Below are 17,715 nucleotides of genomic sequence, written 5' to 3'. Positions count from 1 at the left end.
ATATACATCAATTATATTTGTAATTTGATCTAGTGCAATAAATTACTAAGCAATTTAGATGTTTACACTATAACAATTAGGTATTAAGGTATGTGTGCGCTTGCTTACTTATTTTTTAGGCCTAACAATTTGATCGGGGCTGATGGTTGCTATTCCTGTCTTATTTTGAGAACGCGATGCAACGGGAGACCAAGCATGCCCGTAGACAACTTCGAGGGTGATTGTCCAATTGGATTGATCTCCAATCAGATGCTGCGCTGAATCAGGCGAAGTTAATAATCCCAAATTAAAGGCTTCTTTGCACAATAAATGAGGATCTTCGTAGGACAAGGTCAGGTACTCCATGTCCATCACCGGCTCAGAAAAACCAGCCTGCATCAATCCATCCCCCACATCGTGCATGTCCAAGCTACCTGCATTCCTCAGCAAACAATCATTGGGAAAGAGCTTCGTGAGTTCTTTACCAGTATCCGGGCCAAGATAACTGAACATCAATAGACCTTCAGGCTTGAGTTTATTTTTCCACTGTTTCATTAATGAATTGGGGTCACCTTGAAGATGAAGCTCCAAGTTGGACCAAATCAAATCAAAATCTGCGCCCCCATTATTTAAAGGCGCTTCGTATTTGTAAAACTGTTGGCGGGTGATTCTTTTAAACAGCTGCGAAAGCGCGTTTGCAGCAAATCTTTTATCAAAACAGTGGTGCTCAGCCTCAGGGTAAAAGGCTGATAATACAGATAGATTTAACTCACCAATATGACCTACTTTTTGAGGTTGCAAACGAACAATCTCTAATTTTTCAGCCATGCGCTGCGCAATTTCTAAAGATAGAAATTCAGGAACGAATCTTGCACCTGGGCTTGAACCTGAGGTTGACGCTGCACTTGGCACTGATGATGGTGTGGGCATAGGTGCTCAGTATACTGAGCGTTACATGAATTTACTCCTGCCTACTTCCTGTATTGGGTGCAAGGAGTTTCAAACGGCAACGATATGTCAAAAATGTCTTAAACGACTAAAAGACTCTCAGATTCAAAGATGCGCTCAATGCGCTCTGCCAATAGCACTTCATGAAATAAATCATCTGTGCATTGATTGCCTGAAAAAACAACCACCTTTTGATGTAACACTTTGCCTTGATAGTTATGGCGGATTTCTAACAGAAGCGATTCACTCCTATAAATACCAACATCAAATCGCGATTGCTCATGGCCTTCTCGATGCTTGGCTAGGCATTCACCCAAGGGGATTGCAGGGAAGTCAGTCAGGTGATGTGATATTGCCTATTCCCATGAGCCAGACAAAACTTCATCAAAGAGGCTTTAATCAATCATGGGAACTGTGCAAACTATTTTCAAGAAAACTGAAGATAAAAACAAATTGGAAAGTGCTGAATAGAATTCACATTGAAGGCGATCAAGTATCAGCCAACAAACAAGAGCGGGCTCAACGCTTGATCAATATTTTCTCCATCAGTCCCGACAGTATTGAACTGATTCAAAATAAAAATATTGTTTTAATTGATGACGTCATGACCACCGGCGCCACTTTGAGCGTGATTGCACAATTACTTAAAGATTTTGGGGCGCAAAGTGTTCATAATTGGGTCATTCTTAGAACACCCAATAAATCACCATGCTAAACATTGTTCTTGTTGAACCAGAAATTCCACCCAATACGGGCAACATCATTCGCTTGTGCGCCAATACTGGTGCGCAACTTCACTTAATCAAACCATTGGGCTTTCCGCTCGAGGATAAAAGCTTGAAGCGAGCGGGCCTGGATTATCACGAATACGCGAACATGAAAGTTCATGAAAGTTGGCAAGATTTTCTTCAGCAGGAAAAGCCGCCTCAAGATAGGATGTTCGCCATCACAACCAAAGGCACTGCAACTTTGGCGCAAGCTAAATTTCTAGAAAATGATTTTTTAATTTTTGGTTCTGAAACAAAAGGTCTGGCTCAAGATGTGAGAGACCATTTTTTGCCTGAAAGATGTTTGAGATTACCTATGAGGGCAAATAGTCGGAGTCTGAATTTGTCAAACTCTGTGGCAGTGATGATTTATGAAGCTTGGCGCCAAATGGATTTCAAGGGTGGCGAATAATTTATTAAGCTTCAGACTTGGCGTCTCTACCCATCAATAACTTAACAGCTGCTGCCGCATCTAATTCTTTGAACAATACTTCACACACCATGTGTGTGATTGGCATTTCAATGCCTTTGGATTTTGCAAGATCACTCACAGCCTGAGCACACAACACCCCCTCTGCAACGTGTCCTAGATCCTTCAGTATTTCTGGTAATTTTTTTCCTGTGGCTAGCTGAAGACCAACACGACGATTTCTTGATAGGTCGCCAGTAGCGGTCAAAATCAAATCACCTACGCCAGTCAAACCCATGGCTGTTTCGGATTTGCCACCCATGGCCGTCATCAAACGCATCATCTCGGCCAACCCGCGAGTCAATAAGGCAGCTCTGGCATTCAAACCCAAGCCCAAGCCATCGCCAATGCCTGTCGCAATGGCTAAAACGTTTTTGATAGCACCACCCAATTCAACACCAACAATGTCGTTGCTGCCGTAAATGCGCATATTGCCATGGTGCAAAGCTTCTTGAACCAAGTTAATTAATTCATTTGAATCACTTGCAACTGTCAGTGCGCAGGGCATTCCCTTTGCAACCTCTGAAGCAAAACTAGGACCTGATAAAACGGCTGTTTTAATTCCACGATCATTTGCAGACGCAAGACTTAACTCACGTGCAATCACTTGATGTGGCATCAATGAAGTCTTTGGCTCTAAACCCTTGCACAACCAAACCCAATTTTTTGGAATCTGCTGAAGCTTCAAGAGATGACCAACCGTTTCTTTTAAACCAGAAACGGGAGTTGCGATGAACAATAAATCTTCTTCAGTACAGGCTTCAAATAATTGACTCCAATCACTGCTGATCAAAAGTTCAGCGGGCAATTGAATGTCTTGAAGGTACTGTTGATTAAAGCCTGTTGCTCGAATACTTTTGGCAAGCTCTGCAGAGCGACTCCACAAAGTAACCGGGAGTCCTTTTTTATTTTTTGAGGCATGCATGGCCATAGCGGTTCCCCATGCACCTGCCCCAAGAAAATAAATGTGCTTCATCAGTTAGGCAGAATAATTCCGCTGTCGTTTGAAGCTTGAGCTTGGCCGCCCTGTGCCATGCGTTGCTCGTACAACGCATGGAAATTAATCTCAGCCAAATGAACTGGCTGGAATCCTGCGCGACTGATCATGTCCGCAATATTTGCACGCAAATATGGGAACAAAATAGTTGGGCAAGCAATTGCTAATAAAGGACTGATTTGCTCTTCAGGCATGTTGCGAATTTCAAAAATACCTGCTTGCTGAGCCTCTACCAAAAAGAGCACCTTGTCTTCGATCTTGGTTGTAACGCTGCCAATCAAAGTAACGTGAAAATTAACATCGTCCAATTGATTGGCTTGAATATCCACTTGAACTTCTAATTTTGGTTCGCCTTGATTTAACAAAATCTCTGGAGCATTCGGCTGCTCTAGAGAAATATCTTTTAGATAAACGCGCTGAATTTGAAAACTTGGGTCTTGGCCCATTTCGCCACTGACTGCTTCTGTCATATTTTTTCCTATTTACTTGCCCAATAATGGGTCTAATTTACCTGCTTTATCCAATGCTGATAGGTCATCAAAACCACCAACATGTGTTTCACCAATAAAAATTTGCGGTACCGTGCGGCGCCCAGTTCTGGTCATCATTTCTTCACGACGCACCGGATCCACATCAACCAAGATTTTTTCTGTGATTTCCACACCTTTAGAAATCAACAACCTCTCAGCCATGATGCAATATGGGCACACTCTGGTGCTGTACATGGTAATTTTTGTCATGATTTACTTTTGCTTAATGAGCGGCATACCTGCTTGATTCCAAGCAGAAATTCCACCTTCCATGCAAACAACGTCCTTACAGCCAGCTTTTTTAAGCTTTGCAAGGGCTGTATTTGCTCTATTTCCACTCAAACAAACTAAAATGATGGGCTTATTGCTATCAATTTTTGCTTGTTTCAAGCCTGAATCAAGCTCAGAAAGTGGCAAATGCTTAGAATTTGCAATGTGTCCTGCTTTGTATTCTTCAGCGGTGCGGATATCCAAAATCTGCGCTTGGCGCTGATTAATGAGCTGCACAGACTCATGCACGCTGAGCAACTGTTTGTTAAGGCGACCCATGATCTGGGGCAATGCCAAGGCCAATCCTGATGTAATCAGGGTGGCAAGAAGTAATAAATTATTTGTATTTGTTAAGAAGTCCATTAGTAAATTATAGAATGTGAATATGAAACAACTCGTACTTATCCGCCATGGCGAATCCCAGTGGAACCTAGAAAACCGTTTTACCGGCTGGGTAGATGTTGATTTAACCCCTACCGGCGTCCAGCAAGCTATCAAAGCTGGAGAGAGTTTAAAGGCTGCCGGGTATGATTTTGACATTGCTTACACATCTGTGCTGAAAAGGGCCATCAGAACGCTTTGGCATGCCCAAGAAGCCATGGATAGGCTTTGGTTGCCAGTGGTGCACAGCTGGCGCTTAAATGAGCGTCATTACGGCGCCCTTGCAGGCCTAAATAAGGCTGAGACAGCCGCCAAGTATGGCGATGAGCAGGTTCATATTTGGAGAAGGTCTTACGACGTCAGACCTCCTTTGCTCGATCCAAATGATCCAAGAACATCATTTAACGACCCTCGTTACTCAAAACTCAAAAAAGAAGAGATTCCTTTGGGCGAATGCTTGAAAGACAACGTTGCTCGCGTTTTACCCCTTTGGGAAGAGTCGATTGCCCCAGCATTGCGCTCCGGCAAGAGAGTTTTGATCGCTGCTCATGGCAATAGTATTCGTTCCCTAGTAAAGTACCTAGACGACGTATCTGACTCAGACATCATGGAAATCAATATTCCTAACGGAGTACCTCTTGTTTATGAGTTAGACGACAACTTAAAACCAATTAAACATTTTTACTTAGAAAAATAATCTATGCGCCGCTCGATCAAGAGTATTGCCCTCGTTTGCTCAGGTTTAATTGCTGGAGTTGCATTAACTTTGCAACTTTCAGCAACTGCTCAACAAGGAAGCTCCTCATTACCGCTAGATGAACTTCGCAATCTATCAAATGTATTTGGTCAAATCAAACGTGATTATGTTGAATCAGTTGATGACAAACGTTTATTGACTGATGCCATCAAAGGCATGGTCAGCGGCCTTGATCCACACTCATCTTATTTAGATAAAAAAGATTTTGCAGAAATGCAAGAACATACCCAAGGTAAGTTTGCTGGCTTAGGTATTGAAATCACTTCTGAAGATGGCGTTGTCAAAATTCTTAATCCGATTGAAGATACGCCAGCTGCAAAGGCTGGTCTTTTATCTGGTGACTTGATCACTCGTTTAGATGACAAACCTGTGCGCGGCATGACACTTGATCAAGCAGTGCGTCGCATGCGCGGTGAACCAGGCACAAAAATCACTTTAACTATTTTCAGAAAAAGTGAAGATAGAACTTTTCCAATCACCATCACCCGCGCTGAAATCAAAGTTCAGTCTGTTAAAGCTAAATTCGTTGAGCCAGGCATTGCCTATGTGCGCATCACCAGCTTCCAAGAAAGAACCATTCCGGACCTAGCTAAAAAATTAAATGAATTAGCTGGAGAAAATCCACAGTTAAAAGGCTTGGTGCTTGATCTTAGAAACAATGGCGGCGGTCTATTACAAGGCGCTGTTGGAGTTTCTGCTGCTTTCTTGCCAACAGATACTCTGATTGTTTCGACCAAAGGTCAAACAGAAGAAGCCAAACAAGTATTTAAATCAACTTTTGATAACTATCGTTTATCAGAAAACAATGATGCCTTGGCTCAGCTATCCCCAGCCTTCAAGAAAGTACCTTTGGTTGTTCTTGTGAATGCCTTCTCTGCATCAGCCTCAGAAATTGTTGCTGGCGCATTACAAGATCACAAACGCGCAACCATCATTGGTAAAACAACTTTTGGTAAAGGTTCAGTGCAAACTGTTCGCCCATTGAGTGCAGATTCAGCTCTAAAGCTAACCACCGCTTACTACTACACGCCAACCGGCAAATCAATCCAAGCATTTGGTATCAAACCTGATATTGCTGTTGATCAAAATGCGGAAGGTGATCCTGATGATGTGTTGATCACTCGTGAAATTGACAGTGAAAAACATCTCAAGAATAAGCAGTCCTCTGAAGAGAAGTTAATCAAAGATCGCGAACAGCGTCGTCTTGAAGAGTTGCAACGCATTGAAGAGTTGAATGCCAAGAAAACACCTGAGCAAAAAGAGAAAGACCGCAAAAAGCGTCCGGCTGAGTTTGGTTCAGCGGAAGACTTCATGCTCACTCAGGCTGCTGCTTACTTAAAAGGTCAACCAATTAAAAAATCCAAGTCTCGCTTGGAATAAAAGAATCTGGCGATGAACGATCAGGAACTTCTACGATACTCACGCCACATTCTTCTGGATGATATTGGCATTGAGGGCCAAGAAAAGATCCTGTCATCCCATGTTGTTGTGATTGGCGCAGGCGGTCTTGGTTCAGCAGCCGCCCCCTACTTAGCAGCAGCTGGCGTAGGCAAAATCACATTGATTGATCATGATGTGGTGGATTTGACCAATCTTCAACGTCAAATCATGCACAAACAAAATTCTATTGGCATGCCCAAGGTAAGTTCTGCAAAAAACATGTTGCAAGAGCTCAACCCCAATCTCAACGTGGTCGCTTTAGAACAAAAAGTCACCGCTGAGTTATTGGATGAGCTTTTACCGAGCACTACCGTTGTTTTAGATTGCACTGATAACTTTACAAGTCGTCATTTGATCAATGCTGCCTGCGTGAAACACAAGGTACCTTTGGTGAGTGGCGCAGCTATTCGCTTTGATGGTCAGTTAACGGTGATCGATCCAAGACAAAAAGGCACCCCCTGTTACGCGTGCTTATTTCCAAAAGATCAAAAGTTCGATGAGGTGCAATGTTCAACCATGGGAGTTTTTTCACCCCTTGTTGGCATCATTGGAGCAATGCAATCAGCTCAAGCGCTACAAGTGATCACTGGTGTTGGCAAATCTCTTTGTGGAAAATTACTGTTGTGGGATGCAAGGTCAACTCAGATTGACACGATCGAGTTGCATCAACGTGACAACTGCGAAGTTTGCTCAGGCAGTTAACCATTTAAACAATGATTGATTGAATCAATATTGATCAAGCATTGATTTTTTGAAATGCCGCCTGAATATCGTCAGGCTCAATCGCCGCCAATAAACCATCAACCGCTGACTTTAATTGCTTGGTGTCAGATCTCAAAATTTCTTGTTTAACTGATAACAGCTGCTTGAAATGAAGTGAAAAATCAGTCAAGCCCATACCTAACAAGACTCTGGTCATTGAAGCATCGCCAGCCATCTCACCACAAACTGATACCGGCATCTGAGCATTTTTTGCATCTCTGATGATGCCCGCAATCAATCTTAGAACTGCTGGATGCAGTGGATCATACAAATGAGCAACCGCATTGTCTGCTCGATCGATCGCTAAGGTGTATTGAATCAAGTCATTGGTACCAATGGATAGAAAATCTAAACGGCGAATGAATAAAGGTAATGCCAATGCAGCCGCTGGGATTTCAATCATCGCACCTACTTGAATCCCCGGATCAAAACTAATACTTTCTGCTTCCAACTGATTTTTAGCTGTTTGAATCAAATCCAAAGTTTGATCAATTTCTTGAGCATGGGCCAACATCGGAATCAAGATCTTGATCTTGCCAAATACAGAGGCTCTTAAGATGGCTCGTATCTGAATCAAAAACATTTCAGGCTCAGACAACGACCATCTGATGGCGCGTAAACCTAAAGGTGATAAATAGTTAGGTCCGCCATTGTCTTTCACATCCAAGGGCTTATCCGCACCGATATCGATGGTTCTGATACTGACTGGTAAACCCTTCATGGCCTCAGCTGTTTTACGGTAAGCCCAGAATTGCTCTTCCTCGTCAGGCATTTGACCTTGGCGATTCATGAATAAGAATTCTGATCTGAACAAACCAATACCAACAGCTCCTGAATCCAATGCCATCGGTGCATCATCAGGCATTTCAACGTTGGCCATCAAATCAATGTGCTGACCATCCACAGTCACCGTTGGTGTGTGCTTGAGTCTTAAAAGTTTTTTCTTTTCAAGCTTTCTTGCTGACTGTAAATGACGGTATTCCTCGAGAATGAAAGGACTTGGGTCAACAATCACAATGCCACGATCGCCATCGATGATCAGCCAATCATCTTGTCGGATCAACTCGCTAGCACTTCTGACACCGACTGCGGCAGGGATATCCAAGCTTCTCGCAACAATCGCGGTATGAGAAGTTTTACCGCCCAAATCAGTGACAAATCCACCAAAAGCTAATTCCTTGAAGCGCAACATGTCTGGTGGAGAAATATCATGAGCGACAACAATCACTTCGCTCAGCTCTCTATTTTCAGAAACTGTTTTATAGAAGGCCCCAATGGTTTGATGATCTTCACCTAAATGAAGCACCTTCATCACTCGCTCAACGACCTGACGAATATCTGCCGCTCTTTCGCGCAAATAAGCATCTTCAATTTCTGCAAATTGTTCTAGTACATTTTCTAACTGAGTAGCCAAAGCCCATTCAGCGTTGTATCTCTTTTGTTGAATGAGCTCTAAAGGTCTTTCTGTCAGTGTTGGATCGGCCAAAATCATGCCGTGCACATCCAAAAATGCCGCCATCTCTTCAGGCGCTGCCTCAGGCAGACCCGCTCTTAATGTTTTTAATTCTTGTCTAACAACTTGAAATGCATCGAGAAGTCTTTTTTGTTCTGCTTGTTCACTGCCTTCAGCAATCAAGTAATGCTTCACATCCATGGCGGATGGGGCAATCCTCAGGGCACGACCTATCGCAATACCATTCGTAACCGGAATACCATGAAGCGTAAAAGACAAATTACTGACCTTCCCCAAATCGATCATTGATGAGCGCCTGAATAGCATCAAAAGCCTCTTGCGCTTTATCGCCTTCAGTCTCAAGTGTTACAACACTGCCCATCCCAGCAGCAAGCATCATGACACCCATAATACTTTTAGCGTTTACCCTTCTACCGCCCTTCGACAAAAATATTTCGCAAGGGTACTGACCTGCTAGTTGAGTCAATTTAGCTGAGGCGCGCGCATGCAATCCAAGTTTATTGATGATGTTAATTTCTGCGCTTGGCATTCTTAATCCTTCACTTCCATCTGTTTATTGTCATCAATATGACCCATGTGGCCAATTGGAATAATCCCTTGTTGACCGCCATGCATGGCTTTTTGAGTTGCAGAATCTAAGGGCTCTGATCTGTAGGCAATTGCTCTCATCAACATCGGTAAATTGACGCCCGCAATAACTCTGACATGCCCATCAAACTCTGCCATATGAGCTAAACGACTGGCCACGTTGGCCGGTGTAGCACCCATGATGTCTGTGAGGACCAGAAGGCCCTTATCTGAATTGATTGACTGAGCTGCCTCTACTGCACGCTCCAAAGTCACCTTTGCATCTTCGTGAGCCATGACATCCAAGGCTTTTAAACGATCTGGTACCTCACCATACACATGGCGAGTGAATTCTTGTAATGCAGATGCCAAAGGCGCATGGGCGATGATTAAAATTCCGGCCATTACTGAATATGTTTCTCTAAATTAGTTAACCATTGCAATGCCACATCATGACCTGTTTGCTCGGTAATTTCAACAAAGCAGGTTGGACTTGTGACATTTATTTCCGTTAAATATCCGCCAATAAAATCCAAGCCCACCAAATGAAGTCCTCTTGCAGCTAATAGAGGGGCGAGCTCTTGGGAAATCTTTAGTTCTTGTTGAGTTAATGGTTGAGCAACACCCTTACCGCCAGAGGCAAGATTACCTCTCACCTCACCAGCTTGAGGAATGCGCGCCAAGCTAAAAGGGACCACTTCGCCACCAATCAATAACACCCGTTTATCACCCGCAGATATCTCAGGCAAAAACTTTTGCACCATCAGCGCTCGCTGACCATTACCACCCAAGGTTTCAACAATACTAGCCAAATTCAGCGCATTGGCTTGAACCCTAAAAATACCTTGACCACCCATACCGTCCAAAGGCTTGATGATCACATCCTGATGATGCTGATGAAAAGCTTTGATATCAGCTAAGTCGTGACTAACAACGGTCGGTGGCGCAAACTTCATGAACTCTAAAAGTGCTAATTTTTCAGAGTGGTTTCTTAAAGCATCGGGGGCGTTGAATACTTTTGCACCTTCAAGAGATGCTTGTGACAAAAACCAAGTGGCTGTCACATAGCTCAAATCAAAAGGGGGATCCTTCCTCATGATGATGGCGTCAAATTCGCAAAGTTTTTGTACTTGGGTTTTTACTTCTTTAAACCAAGAACCATCATGAGAAGTTATCTCGATCTGTTTGCAATCTGCCTGCACCAACGAGTCGATACTTTTCAGATGATCGATATGACAGTGCCAAACTTCATGACCTCGCTTTTGCGAGGCTTTCATCATGGCCAAGGTGCTGTCTTTTTTGACGACGAAACTGCTCAGAGGGTCTGCAATAAAGAGAAGCTTCTTCATCTGATTATTCTGCCTCTGGATCAGTGCGCTCTAACTCTAAAGATGCTGCCAATAAAGCAAGTCTTGCAACCACGCCATACAGATAAAAACGATTCGGTACTGCAATGCCTGGTTTTGCCGCCACATCAGGAATCGCATTGTGCTCAAATGCCAATGGCACAAAATGCATGCCCGGCGCATTAAGATTCTCATCGACACCGCGGCCAGTATGAACTCTGTAGAAGCCACCAACCACATAGCGATCCATCATGTACACAACAGGCTCAGCAACCGCCTCATTGATTTTCTCAAAAGTGTAAACACCTTCTTGAACCAACACATCTGCAACTTCTAAGCCTTCTTTAACAACGCTCATCTTGTTGCGTTCTTTGCGGTTCAAATCTTTGACTTCGCTGGCATCCTTGACTGTCATGATGCCCATGCCATAGGTACCAGCATCTGCTTTAACAATCACATATGGTTTTTCTTTGATACCGTACTCTTTGTACTTTCGTGCGATCTTTTTCAAGATAGCATCGACGCTTTCTTGCAAGCACTCTTCACCTATGCGTTCATGGAAGTTAATTCCAGAACACTTGGTGAAAAATGGATTAATCATCCACGGATCAATATCAATCACTTTAGAAAACTTTTTCGCCACATCATCATAAGCATCAAAGTGATTTGATTTGCGACGCACAGCCCAACCTGCATGTAGTGGTGGGAGCAAATATTGTTCATAAAGATTTTCTAAAATCTTTGGGATGCCACCTGATAAATCATTATTCAAAAGAATCGTGCAAGGATCAAAATCCTTGAGACCCAATCGACGACCTTTATTGCCAATTCTGGCCAATGGCTCCAAAACCAATCTTTGGCCATCTGGCAAATCGATCGGTGTTGGTTTTGTTATTTCTTCTGACAAACTGCCTAGTCGAACATTCAAACCAGTTTGTCTCAAGATCGAAGCTAAGCGTGCCACGTTTTGCAAATAAAACACATTGCGTGTGTGCCGCTCAGGAATCAACAATAGATTTTTTGCATCTGGGCAAATTTTCTCAATAGATGCCATCGAGGCCTGCACGGCCAAAGGCATCATTTCTGGAGATAAGTTATTGAAGCCTCCAGGGAATAAATTTGTATCCACAGGAGCAAGCTTGAACCCAGCATTGCGCAGATCAACTGAACAATAAAACGGAGGCGTGTGCTCTTGCCACTCCAGCCGGAACCATCGCTCGATGGCAGGTGTGGCTTCTAAAACTTTGCTCTCTAATTCAAGCAAAGGACCATTCAGGGCAGTAATAAGATGAGGAACCATAGTGTCATTCTAAGACAGATAAAAAAAGAGCGGGTTCTAATTAAAGAAACCGCTCTTTAAAAGTCCCCCAGCAGGAAATCTACCAGGGGATATTTACTTCACATTTCACACAGATTTACTACTAAATCATTAACCTTCGTAGGCTGTTTCGCCGTGAGAAGTGATGTCCAAACCTTCACGCTCAGCATCTTCAGGTACGCGCAAACCAATCACCATATCAACTAGTTTGTAGGCAATGAATGAAACCACGCCTGACCAAACAATCGTTGTTAATACAGCTTTGGCTTGGATCCATACTTGACCTGCGATTGAGTAGTCAGCTGCAACAGCATTGGCTACGTAATCATAGATACCAGTACCGCCCAATGCTGGGGCTGCAAATACGCCTGTTAAAAGTGCACCCACAATACCGCCCACACCGTGAACACCGAACACGTCCAAGCTGTCATCTGCACCAAGCATGCGCTTCAAACCAGTCACACCCCATAGGCATAGGAAGCCTGAGATCAAACCGATGATGATAGCGCCCATTGGGCCAACAAAACCTGCTGCTGGAGTTACCGCAACTAAGCCGGCAACCGCACCAGATGCTGCACCTAACATTGATGGCTTGCCTTTACCAATCCACTCACCCAAAGACCAAGTCAATACAGCGGCTGAAGTTGCTAAGAATGTATTAGCAAATGCCATTGCTGAACCACCTGAAGCTTCTAGTGCTGAACCAGCATTAAAGCCGAACCAACCAAACCATAAAAGTGATGCGCCAACCATGGTCAAAGTTAAGCTATGTGGCTTCATGGCTTCTTTACCGAAACCAAGTCTCTTACCAATCACATAAGCACCAACCAAACCAGCCACAGCAGCATTGATATGCACCACTGTACCGCCAGCGAAGTCTAATGCGCCCATTTGGAATAACCAACCTGAAGCTGCTGTAGCTGCTTCAGCCGCGGCTGCATCAGTGTAAGCATCAGGACCTGGCCAGAACCAAACCATGTGAGCGATTGGTAGATAGCTGAATGTGAACCAAAGAACAATGAACAACAACACTGCAGAGAACTTTGCACGCTCAGCGAACGCACCGATGATCAAACAGCAAGTGATTGTTGCAAATGCACCTTGGAATGAGAAGAATGCAAACTCTGGAATCACAACACCTTTACTGAATGTGGCGCCCATTGATTCTGGTGTCAAACCAGCCAAGAAGAGTCGATCAAATCCACCAAAAAATGCGTTACCTGGAGTGAAGGCAATACTGTAGCCATACACCGCCCAAAGAACAGAGATCAATGAGAAGATGACCATACATTGCATCAACACAGACAACATGTTTTTGCTACGCACTAAGCCACCGTAGAAAAGACCTAAACCTGGCAACGTCATCAATATCACTAACGCTGTACAAATCATGATCCAAGCTGTGTCACCTTTGTTTGCAACAGGTGCTGGAGCTGCAGGAGCAGCTGGGGCAGCACTTGCAGCAGCAGTAGCAGGAGCGGTTACAGCTGGCTTAGCATCATCTTTAGCAAAAGCTGGAGAAGAAACTGCCATCGTGACCGAGCCTAGTGCTAAAGCTGTTGCGCCAGCTGCGAGTAGACGTTTAATCCAATGTGTCATTTTGATACCTCGCTTTAAAGAGCAGACTGACCGGTTTCACCGGTACGAATGCGGATAACTTGTTCAATAGATGACACGAAAATCTTGCCATCACCGATCTTGCCGGTTTTTGCTGATTTTTCGATCGCTTCGATGGCGCGCTCAACAATGCCATCATCCACTGCTGCCTCGATTTTTACTTTAGGTAAAAAATCAACAACGTACTCAGCACCGCGATACAACTCAGTGTGACCCTTTTGTCGTCCAAAGCCTTTAACTTCAGTAACGGTAATGCCTGAAACGCCAACTTCTGATAGCGCCTCACGCACTTCGTCAAGCTTGAAGGGCTTGATAATTGCTGTGATTAATTTCATAGGTTTCTCCGTGAGATCGCTAAATTAGAATGCTTTGGTTAGAGAGACTGCGAAGCCGTCTTTGTAAAGTTTTTTACTGCTAGTGTATGAAGCCATGCCACTGTCTGTATCGTTCCAATAATATTTGGCGCCCAAAATAAATCCATTTAAGTCATAAGCAAGACCAACGTTATAGTCAGAATAAGAAAGCTTGTTTGTTCTATATGCTGCAGTTTTGTTATCTTTATATGCTGTATAACCAGCATGAACAGATGCAGTTAATTTTGGAGCAACCTCTTGGCTAAGGGTCAGATCGTAATAAATTGTGCCGCTAACGTCCTCGCCTGAAGCGGTACTTGCAAAATAATTTTTACTTAAGACGTATGATGTTTTAAATACTGCGGGACCATAAGAAAATCCTACATAAGCCTCTTCAGTATCGCTTGTATATGCACCGTTGCCAGGATATTTATAAGCTATCAAACCAACGTCTAAACCAAGATCACCTACTGTAGTTTTATAGCCACCATACAAATCAACCTCTAAACCTTGTGAATTTGTACCGGATGCCCAGTCGTCAACATTTGATGCCCATGTACCCAAATAAAGCCCAGATTTATGAGCAACATCAAAACCGCCTTGTATGGCACCACTTCCATCATTTTGTGACAGACCACGGAAACGGTAATCGCTGGTGATACCAAAGTTACCTGTAACGGCAAACTCTGGTGTGGCTGGTGCAGCGGCTTGTGCCAACACTGTGCCAGAAGTTAAAGTAGCAGCTGCTGCCAAAGCGATCGCTGAGAGAGTTAAGTAAGTTTTCATATGTTGCACTCCTAATAAACAATCCAAGGGAAATTCCTTGCAAAGATATTAAGCAAAAGCTGTGCCAGTTATATTTATATCAATATAAACAATGGCTTAGTTGCTTGATTAACTTATGAACTAGCTCTTAATGCTTCAATGCACCATTTAAGAATGAATGCCATGCACCAAAATGAAGCACCGTATTGGTGCATGAGATTCTCATATCTTTGGTAAAAAGATACTATTGAAGAAATACCTTTGGAGATCGAATGAATCCGCAAGACATCATGGAAAAAATGCAAAGCATTGCTAACGACATGCAAACCAAAGTGGGCGATGCGATTCGCCAATCACCAGCTAAGGACTTAGAAAAAAATGTTCGCGGTTTGATGACCCAAGGGTTTCAGAAACTAGATTTGGTCACTCGCGAAGAATTTGATTTGCAGACACAGGTGCTAGCTAAAACCCGTGCCAAATTAGAAGAGCTTGAAGCGAAGGTCAGCGCTTTAGAAAAGAAGTAATTGTTTATTTAGCTGCCAAGTGATGCTTCAGTGGCTTTGGGTAATATAAAAACCAAATAAACGAGATCACTTGTAGCACTAAAAATACCAAAAAGACTTGTCGAAAAGCATCTGGCTTTGCAAGTCCTTGAGCAGTCATCAAGTCGATTCCCCAACCAATGCTCCATTGGAAAATAAAAGCTCCAACGAATATCAGTAAGTTGTAACTGGTACTTGCTAGGCCAGCATTGCGCGATGGGAATGCTGTGATCACAGTACTTTGACCCAAAATATGACCAGTGGCTGTGATTGCCAACACAATCCATAAAATCCAACTCAATTGAATTTGCCAAGTGATGGCAATCAATTGCGCCACCAAACCAAAACCCAATAAATATTTGATGTAATTCAGGGTTTGATATCCCTGACGATTAGCGCGTGGAATGAACCAAGCGTTGAAGGCATAACCCAACAACATCACACCATTGAATAAAAATAAAATTTGCGCACTTTCAACCGAGCTATAACCCAACACGTCCATCATCCATGGGCCAATCCAAAGTGTTTGTAAAGCTAAAAAGCCACCATGGTTAACAATACCAACAGGCAACATTCTTAAGAAGAATGGATTTAAAAAAATATCTTTTAAACCAATTGACTGATGATCACTACTCAAAGGCTCATTATTTACATGCGGATGATCATCAAATGTTGGTAGCCCAAAGCGGATGGCAATAAAACCAATGAAAACCAATAGCGCCATGACTATAAAAATGCCGCGCCAACCAATGTAGGGTAAAGATAACTGAACAGGCACCGTGGTCATCAAAGCACCCACCGTGCCAAAGACCAACATCCCCGATGCAAGCTGGCCTTGCTGCTCTAGCGCAAACCACCTGCGATAGGCTGTGAAGGCCGCCATCAAACAAGCTGAAACACCAACACCAATCAATAAGCGGCCAATTGTTAAACCAAGCAATGAATCTGAAAAAGCAAAAACAAGTGTGCCAGCCAAAGCCATCAACAACAAAATACTTTCTACTCTTCTCACGCCAAATTTATCAAGCGCAATCCCCAAAGGTATCTGCATCGCTGAGAAACCAATGAAGTAAGCAGCTGATAAAAGGCCTAACTGAGCATTGCTGATTTTTAAATCAGCCATCAACTCCGGAGCAATCACTGCATTCACAGAACGGAATGCGTAAGACAGTACATAAGCATAAGCAAAAAAGATAAATACCTTTAGTGCTAACGCACCCTTCATCGGCAATGCTGGAGCGGGATGATTCATGGCCACTTAGTAAGGCTTGAACCCAGAAAAGAACATCTCGTGAGCATCTGTCTGAATCATCTTTTCAAGAGATGCTTCACCGCTGATTGTTTGCAAAAGACTTTGTTGATAAATTTGGATTTGCCCATCAGGGAACTGACGCTGCACGAGTCTAAATCTCAACAATCTTTTTTTTGCATCCGGACCATCGCCTTGGACCAAGAATTCTTTAGCGCTTAAATCAATGCTGGACTGTCCAGCAGTTTTAATCGTCACAGTCTTTTCAACAGGTGTTGAGGAATTTTTCAAATTACTCAACATGCCCGTTTGCAAATACTTAACCAAAGTATTGGTATCAAATTTTTGACTGATGTCCTTCGGGATATTAATAACCCCAACTGCATAAAGTGAATTCTCAACCTTTGAAGCTTCAATCGTCATGGTCAATTTTTGACCATCAAACATGATTGATTTTTCAGCACGGCTTGGCTTACCTGGATATAAAGCCTCATAGAGCAAATCATCTGCACGCACGGTTCTCCAATCCAAAGTTGGAGAACAAGCAGACACACCCAGCAACAAGCCAAGAATGATGAATAAATTTCGCAACATGATTTGTTTAATTTGCATAAAATAAGATTATGCCCATTCAACATCACTTCAGCAGATTTATGACAATCAAACATTTTTTAGCGGCTAGTTTCATCTCTGTGTTCAGCCTTCTATCAGGCTGTGCATCAGATACACAGCAATCAGTGCCAAATTTCAAAATTTCTGAAATATCAGGCAAAACTTTGACCCAAGCAGACATTGCTGGAAAAGTGACAGTGATTAATTTTTGGGCTACCAGTTGCGTGACATGCGTCAAAGAAATGCCTGACTTGGTTAATACCTATGAAAAGTACAAATCACAAGGCTTAGAGTTCATCGCATTGGCAATGTCTTATGACCCACCGATGTATGTGGTGAACTTTGCTGAAACTCGCAAACTACCATTCATTGTTGCAATGGATTCAGATGGAAGTGCAGCAAAAGCATTTGGGAAAATTCAGCTAACCCCAACAACGCTTGTTATTAACAAGCAGGGGAAAATCATCAAGCGCTATGTTGGTGAACCTGATTGGAAGGACTTCCACAAGTTATTAGAAAAATCATTGGCAGATAAAACCTAGCTATAAGCTAGTTCAGATTTATTTCTGAGT

At 43.1% G+C, this 17,715-nt stretch carries 23 protein-coding genes and 1 pseudogene; 8 read left to right on the top strand and 16 right to left on the bottom strand.

Features of this window, described 5'->3' with window-relative positions; genetic code table 11:
• Positions 1–108: 108 nt before the first annotated feature.
• The gene (locus ICE88_RS04960) at positions 109–909 is read right to left on the bottom strand and encodes a hypothetical protein (RefSeq protein WP_216250070.1); all 801 of its coding nucleotides are present in this window, start codon (positions 907–909) and stop codon (positions 109–111) included.
• Here ICE88_RS04960 and ICE88_RS08640 point away from each other — a divergent pair.
• Positions 806–1,042, top strand: a pseudogene (locus tag ICE88_RS08640) (hypothetical protein); the annotation flags it as partial. The gene ICE88_RS04960 and the pseudogene ICE88_RS08640 sit on opposite strands and share 104 nt — an antisense overlap.
• On the opposite strand, the gene ICE88_RS08545 reads toward ICE88_RS08640, so the two are convergent.
• Complete coding sequence (locus ICE88_RS08545) at positions 1,008–1,244, bottom strand: hypothetical protein (RefSeq protein WP_216250068.1); 237 nt, start codon at positions 1,242–1,244, stop codon at positions 1,008–1,010. The pseudogene ICE88_RS08640 and the gene ICE88_RS08545 sit on opposite strands and share 35 nt — an antisense overlap.
• Positions 1,245–1,291: 47 nt before the next feature.
• Between ICE88_RS08545 and ICE88_RS08540 the strand changes: the two genes are divergently transcribed.
• Together ICE88_RS08540 and trmL are read left to right on the top strand one after the other, a co-directional pair.
• Positions 1,292–1,642: a ComF family protein gene (locus tag ICE88_RS08540; RefSeq protein WP_216250066.1), complete on the top strand. Its 351-nt coding sequence runs from the start codon at positions 1,292–1,294 to the stop codon at positions 1,640–1,642.
• Entirely contained in the window at positions 1,636–2,106 is a 471-nt protein-coding gene (gene trmL, locus ICE88_RS04945) for a tRNA (uridine(34)/cytosine(34)/5-carboxymethylaminomethyluridine(34)-2'-O)-methyltransferase TrmL (RefSeq protein WP_216250064.1), read from the top strand. The genes ICE88_RS08540 and trmL overlap by 7 nt, the downstream gene beginning before the upstream one ends.
• Positions 2,107–2,110: 4 nt before the next feature.
• Here trmL and ICE88_RS04940 read toward each other — a convergent pair whose 3' ends face one another.
• From ICE88_RS04940 to ICE88_RS04925, 4 genes are read right to left on the bottom strand one after another with little or no spacing between them, the layout of a single operon-like run.
• Entirely contained in the window at positions 2,111–3,139 is a 1,029-nt protein-coding gene (locus ICE88_RS04940) for an NAD(P)H-dependent glycerol-3-phosphate dehydrogenase (RefSeq protein WP_216250062.1), read from the bottom strand.
• The gene (gene secB / locus ICE88_RS04935; RefSeq protein WP_216250059.1) at positions 3,139–3,630 is read right to left on the bottom strand and encodes a protein-export chaperone SecB; all 492 of its coding nucleotides are present in this window, start codon (positions 3,628–3,630) and stop codon (positions 3,139–3,141) included. The genes ICE88_RS04940 and secB overlap by 1 nt, the downstream gene beginning before the upstream one ends.
• 12 nt (positions 3,631–3,642) lie before the next feature.
• Entirely contained in the window at positions 3,643–3,900 is a 258-nt protein-coding gene (grxC, locus tag ICE88_RS04930; protein WP_216250056.1) for a glutaredoxin 3, read from the bottom strand.
• A 3-nt stretch (positions 3,901–3,903) separates the two neighbouring features.
• Entirely contained in the window at positions 3,904–4,323 is a 420-nt protein-coding gene (locus ICE88_RS04925) for a rhodanese-like domain-containing protein (RefSeq protein WP_216250053.1), read from the bottom strand.
• 22 nt (positions 4,324–4,345) lie between these two features.
• Here ICE88_RS04925 and gpmA point away from each other — a divergent pair, with 22 nt between their 5' ends.
• Genes gpmA through ICE88_RS04910 form a run of 3 tightly spaced genes read left to right on the top strand, consistent with a single transcriptional unit; the run spans position 4,346 to position 7,240 of the window.
• Positions 4,346–5,038 (top strand): 2,3-diphosphoglycerate-dependent phosphoglycerate mutase, encoded by a 693-nt coding sequence (gene gpmA / locus ICE88_RS04920; RefSeq protein WP_216250050.1) that lies wholly within the window; start codon positions 4,346–4,348, stop codon positions 5,036–5,038.
• 3 nt (positions 5,039–5,041) lie between these two features.
• Positions 5,042–6,478 (top strand): S41 family peptidase, encoded by a 1,437-nt coding sequence (locus tag ICE88_RS04915; RefSeq protein ID WP_216250048.1) that lies wholly within the window; start codon positions 5,042–5,044, stop codon positions 6,476–6,478.
• 12 nt (positions 6,479–6,490) lie between these two features.
• Positions 6,491–7,240, top strand: coding sequence for a HesA/MoeB/ThiF family protein (locus ICE88_RS04910; protein WP_216250045.1), 750 nt, complete (start codon positions 6,491–6,493; stop codon positions 7,238–7,240).
• Positions 7,241–7,274: 34 nt separating this feature from the next.
• On the opposite strand, the gene ptsP is transcribed toward ICE88_RS04910, so the two are convergent.
• The 8 genes from ptsP to ICE88_RS04870 all read right to left on the bottom strand — a co-directional run bounded on the left by ptsP (position 7,275) and on the right by ICE88_RS04870 (position 14,761).
• Entirely contained in the window at positions 7,275–9,032 is a 1,758-nt protein-coding gene (ptsP, locus tag ICE88_RS04905) for a phosphoenolpyruvate--protein phosphotransferase (RefSeq protein ID WP_216251872.1), read from the bottom strand.
• Between the two features lies 1 nt (position 9,033).
• The gene (locus ICE88_RS04900) at positions 9,034–9,303 is read right to left on the bottom strand and encodes an HPr family phosphocarrier protein (protein WP_216250043.1); all 270 of its coding nucleotides are present in this window, start codon (positions 9,301–9,303) and stop codon (positions 9,034–9,036) included.
• Between the two features lie 2 nt (positions 9,304–9,305).
• Positions 9,306–9,746, bottom strand: coding sequence for a PTS sugar transporter subunit IIA (locus ICE88_RS04895; protein ID WP_216250042.1), 441 nt, complete (start codon positions 9,744–9,746; stop codon positions 9,306–9,308).
• Entirely contained in the window at positions 9,746–10,690 is a 945-nt protein-coding gene (gene gshB / locus ICE88_RS04890) for a glutathione synthase (RefSeq protein WP_216250040.1), read from the bottom strand. The genes ICE88_RS04895 and gshB overlap by 1 nt, the downstream gene beginning before the upstream one ends.
• Before the next feature lie 4 nt (positions 10,691–10,694).
• The gene (gene gshA / locus ICE88_RS04885) at positions 10,695–11,987 is read right to left on the bottom strand and encodes a glutamate--cysteine ligase (protein WP_215290447.1); all 1,293 of its coding nucleotides are present in this window, start codon (positions 11,985–11,987) and stop codon (positions 10,695–10,697) included.
• Between the two features lie 129 nt (positions 11,988–12,116).
• Positions 12,117–13,604, bottom strand: a complete 1,488-nt coding sequence (locus ICE88_RS04880) for an ammonium transporter (protein ID WP_216250037.1) — start codon at positions 13,602–13,604, stop codon at positions 12,117–12,119.
• A 14-nt stretch (positions 13,605–13,618) separates the two neighbouring features.
• Entirely contained in the window at positions 13,619–13,957 is a 339-nt protein-coding gene (locus ICE88_RS04875) for a P-II family nitrogen regulator (RefSeq protein ID WP_089514849.1), read from the bottom strand.
• A gap of 24 nt (positions 13,958–13,981) precedes the next feature.
• Positions 13,982–14,761 (bottom strand): TorF family putative porin, encoded by a 780-nt coding sequence (locus ICE88_RS04870; RefSeq protein WP_216250035.1) that lies wholly within the window; start codon positions 14,759–14,761, stop codon positions 13,982–13,984.
• A gap of 251 nt (positions 14,762–15,012) precedes the next feature.
• Here ICE88_RS04870 and ICE88_RS04865 point away from each other — a divergent pair, with 251 nt between their 5' ends.
• Positions 15,013–15,264, top strand: coding sequence for an accessory factor UbiK family protein (locus tag ICE88_RS04865; protein ID WP_245835558.1), 252 nt, complete (start codon positions 15,013–15,015; stop codon positions 15,262–15,264).
• Positions 15,265–15,268: 4 nt separating this feature from the next.
• Here the strand turns inward: ICE88_RS04865 and ICE88_RS04860 are convergent, their stop codons facing one another.
• Together ICE88_RS04860 and ICE88_RS04855 are read right to left on the bottom strand one after the other, a co-directional pair.
• A complete protein-coding gene (locus tag ICE88_RS04860; RefSeq protein ID WP_216250032.1) occupies positions 15,269–16,534 on the bottom strand; it encodes an MFS transporter in 1,266 nt (421 codons plus the stop codon).
• Positions 16,535–16,540: 6 nt separating this feature from the next.
• Positions 16,541–17,125, bottom strand: coding sequence for a hypothetical protein (locus tag ICE88_RS04855; RefSeq protein ID WP_216250030.1), 585 nt, complete (start codon positions 17,123–17,125; stop codon positions 16,541–16,543).
• 59 nt (positions 17,126–17,184) lie between these two features.
• On the opposite strand from ICE88_RS04855, the gene ICE88_RS04850 reads away from it, so the two are divergent.
• Positions 17,185–17,685, top strand: a complete 501-nt coding sequence (locus tag ICE88_RS04850; protein WP_255535218.1) for a TlpA disulfide reductase family protein — start codon at positions 17,185–17,187, stop codon at positions 17,683–17,685.
• Positions 17,686–17,715 lie beyond the last annotated feature (30 nt).

It is taken from the genome of Polynucleobacter sp. AM-26B4 (assembly GCF_018882285.1).
In the GTDB taxonomy this organism is placed as follows: Bacteria; Pseudomonadota; Gammaproteobacteria; order Burkholderiales; family Burkholderiaceae; genus Polynucleobacter.
The sequence above is the reverse complement of the archived record's forward strand: the minus strand, read 5'-3'. Positions and strand labels throughout refer to the sequence as shown.

Bases quoted from the DNA above. Each gene is read 5' to 3' on its own strand.
- trmL (WP_216250064.1), top strand. From the start codon at position 1,636: ATGCTAAACATTGTTCTTGTTGAACCAGAAATTCCACCCAATACGGGC.
- ICE88_RS04855 (WP_216250030.1), bottom strand. From the start codon at position 17,125: ATGTTGCGAAATTTATTCATCATTCTTGGCTTGTTGCTGGGTGTGTCT.
- ICE88_RS04850 (WP_255535218.1), top strand. From the start codon at position 17,185: ATGACAATCAAACATTTTTTAGCGGCTAGTTTCATCTCTGTGTTCAGC.
- ICE88_RS04915 (WP_216250048.1), top strand. From the start codon at position 5,042: ATGCGCCGCTCGATCAAGAGTATTGCCCTCGTTTGCTCAGGTTTAATT.
- gpmA (WP_216250050.1), top strand. From the start codon at position 4,346: ATGAAACAACTCGTACTTATCCGCCATGGCGAATCCCAGTGGAACCTA.
- ICE88_RS04900 (WP_216250043.1), bottom strand. From the start codon at position 9,303: ATGCCAAGCGCAGAAATTAACATCATCAATAAACTTGGATTGCATGCG.
- ICE88_RS04910 (WP_216250045.1), top strand. From the start codon at position 6,491: ATGAACGATCAGGAACTTCTACGATACTCACGCCACATTCTTCTGGAT.
- ICE88_RS04925 (WP_216250053.1), bottom strand. From the start codon at position 4,323: ATGGACTTCTTAACAAATACAAATAATTTATTACTTCTTGCCACCCTG.
- ICE88_RS08540 (WP_216250066.1), top strand. From the start codon at position 1,292: ATGAGCCAGACAAAACTTCATCAAAGAGGCTTTAATCAATCATGGGAA.
- ICE88_RS04960 (WP_216250070.1), bottom strand. From the start codon at position 909: ATGCCCACACCATCATCAGTGCCAAGTGCAGCGTCAACCTCAGGTTCA.
- ICE88_RS04865 (WP_245835558.1), top strand. From the start codon at position 15,013: ATGAATCCGCAAGACATCATGGAAAAAATGCAAAGCATTGCTAACGAC.
- ICE88_RS04870 (WP_216250035.1), bottom strand. From the start codon at position 14,761: ATGAAAACTTACTTAACTCTCTCAGCGATCGCTTTGGCAGCAGCTGCT.
- ICE88_RS04875 (WP_089514849.1), bottom strand. From the start codon at position 13,957: ATGAAATTAATCACAGCAATTATCAAGCCCTTCAAGCTTGACGAAGTG.
- ICE88_RS04940 (WP_216250062.1), bottom strand. From the start codon at position 3,139: ATGAAGCACATTTATTTTCTTGGGGCAGGTGCATGGGGAACCGCTATG.
- ICE88_RS04860 (WP_216250032.1), bottom strand. From the start codon at position 16,534: ATGAATCATCCCGCTCCAGCATTGCCGATGAAGGGTGCGTTAGCACTA.
- gshB (WP_216250040.1), bottom strand. From the start codon at position 10,690: ATGAAGAAGCTTCTCTTTATTGCAGACCCTCTGAGCAGTTTCGTCGTC.
- ICE88_RS04880 (WP_216250037.1), bottom strand. From the start codon at position 13,604: ATGACACATTGGATTAAACGTCTACTCGCAGCTGGCGCAACAGCTTTA.
- secB (WP_216250059.1), bottom strand. From the start codon at position 3,630: ATGACAGAAGCAGTCAGTGGCGAAATGGGCCAAGACCCAAGTTTTCAA.
- grxC (WP_216250056.1), bottom strand. From the start codon at position 3,900: ATGACAAAAATTACCATGTACAGCACCAGAGTGTGCCCATATTGCATC.
- gshA (WP_215290447.1), bottom strand. From the start codon at position 11,987: ATGGTTCCTCATCTTATTACTGCCCTGAATGGTCCTTTGCTTGAATTA.
- ICE88_RS04895 (WP_216250042.1), bottom strand. From the start codon at position 9,746: ATGGCCGGAATTTTAATCATCGCCCATGCGCCTTTGGCATCTGCATTA.